The 1,413-nt window shown below is 43.1% G+C and carries 3 protein-coding genes; 2 read left to right on the plus strand and 1 reads right to left on the minus strand.

Annotated features, from left to right (window positions below; genetic code table 11):
- Both A3757_RS01495 and A3757_RS24980 read left to right on the plus strand, forming a co-directional pair.
- A partial coding sequence (locus A3757_RS01495; RefSeq protein ID WP_068739038.1) for a transporter substrate-binding domain-containing protein occupies positions 1–636 on the plus strand: 636 nt, incomplete at its 5' end.
- Positions 637–814: 178 nt separating this feature from the next.
- Positions 815–1,126 (plus strand): phospholipase A, encoded by a 312-nt coding sequence (locus tag A3757_RS24980; protein ID WP_197469639.1) that lies wholly within the window; start codon positions 815–817, stop codon positions 1,124–1,126.
- Here the strand turns inward: A3757_RS24980 and A3757_RS01505 are convergent.
- A partial coding sequence (locus A3757_RS01505; RefSeq protein ID WP_156506094.1) for a DUF2489 domain-containing protein occupies positions 1,123–1,413 on the minus strand: 291 nt, incomplete at its 5' end. The two genes, A3757_RS24980 and A3757_RS01505, sit on opposite strands and share 4 nt — an antisense overlap.

Genomic DNA, 1,413 nt, shown 5'->3' on the forward strand with positions numbered 1-1,413 from the left:
ATTGAGGAAGACCAGTCTGGCATCTATCAAGGCATTCTGAACGAAGCTATTTCAGATATGCCTTTCAAAATCATTCAATCATATACGCCTTATAAACGAGCCCTGGTATCATTTGAGCAAGGCCATACAGACTACATTTATTCTTTCACGCAAGTGATGCAAGAAAAGCTAGGAAATGAGAATATCATTGCAAGCTTTCCACTAGGTGCCTTCGCTTATTATATGTTTAGCCCTCTCGACCAAAGCCCTTTAACTAGCTCCAGTCAACTTAAAGGACTTAATGTGGGTGCCGTACATGTGCACGAGAACTATTATAAACATAGACTTAGCGAAAAAATAAAACTAGACAAAGTATACAAAGACGCCCAGAACTTGAAAAAGCTCAAAGTAAAGCGTATTGATGTCATGATCGCAGCGCTTCCGGACTTGCAACCTTTCGTAGATCAATTGAGTTACTCTGCCAAGCACCCTCTTGTAGAAAGCTATGACCGTATTACGTGTCATAACAAAGCGCTCACACAAAGCTTCCTTGATGAGCTTTCACCAAGACTCAAAAGAATGAAGGACTCAGGCCGCTATAAAGAAATTTCCGGCGAGTTATTTTTTGACTTCGATAGTGAGTATAAACAACAATAGCCGGCTACCGTACAGATCGAAACAATACATGAAGCGACAATGGCTATTGCACGACTCAAGTATTTTACCTTATTAGGTTTTTTACTATTTTTCAGTAAGTTAGCAGCAGCGGAAGAGTCTATTGATTGTTTCTTAAATACAGCGGCGAGTATGCCCGCTGAAACAACGCTGGCCGAAGTTGCTCACTCATGCACACAACAAAAAGACAAACCACTTATTCCGAGGCGATGATAACCCGGATATCGACGACTACCTAGGTCACTATGAAATTACCGGTGTGATGGACTGGGGGCGCTATAAACTCAGCAGCTCGGTGAGATACAACTTCGACACAGGTTATGGGTCTGCGGAAACCGGATTCAGTTTTCCGATGTGGGGGCGATTAAGAGGTTTCATACAATTTTTTGAAGGCTATGGAGAAAGCCTAATTGACTATGACCACCGGGTACAACGAATAGGCCTGGGCATATTGCTCNCCGACCTACTCTAGAATGAATGCTCCAGGAGCGCTTTAGACGCAGAGAGTATCGCATGCTGGTTGTCTTCTTCCAGTTTGAAGCGTTCCTGATCCAGCTTAAAAATCACTCGTTTGTCAGTTTGCTTACGCGCCTCATGAGTTGGCATGTGCTCTAGCGCATCATACATTTTGATAAACACTGAAAACCGCTCATCTTCATGCAGGTTGGGGGCTAAATGGTCAAGTAGCACTTTAATTCTAATGCATCCTTCCGACAGCTCAACCTGCTCGTCTAACATGCATTGTGCGATAACCTTAAT

It is taken from the genome of Oleiphilus sp. HI0117, from assembly GCF_001635235.1.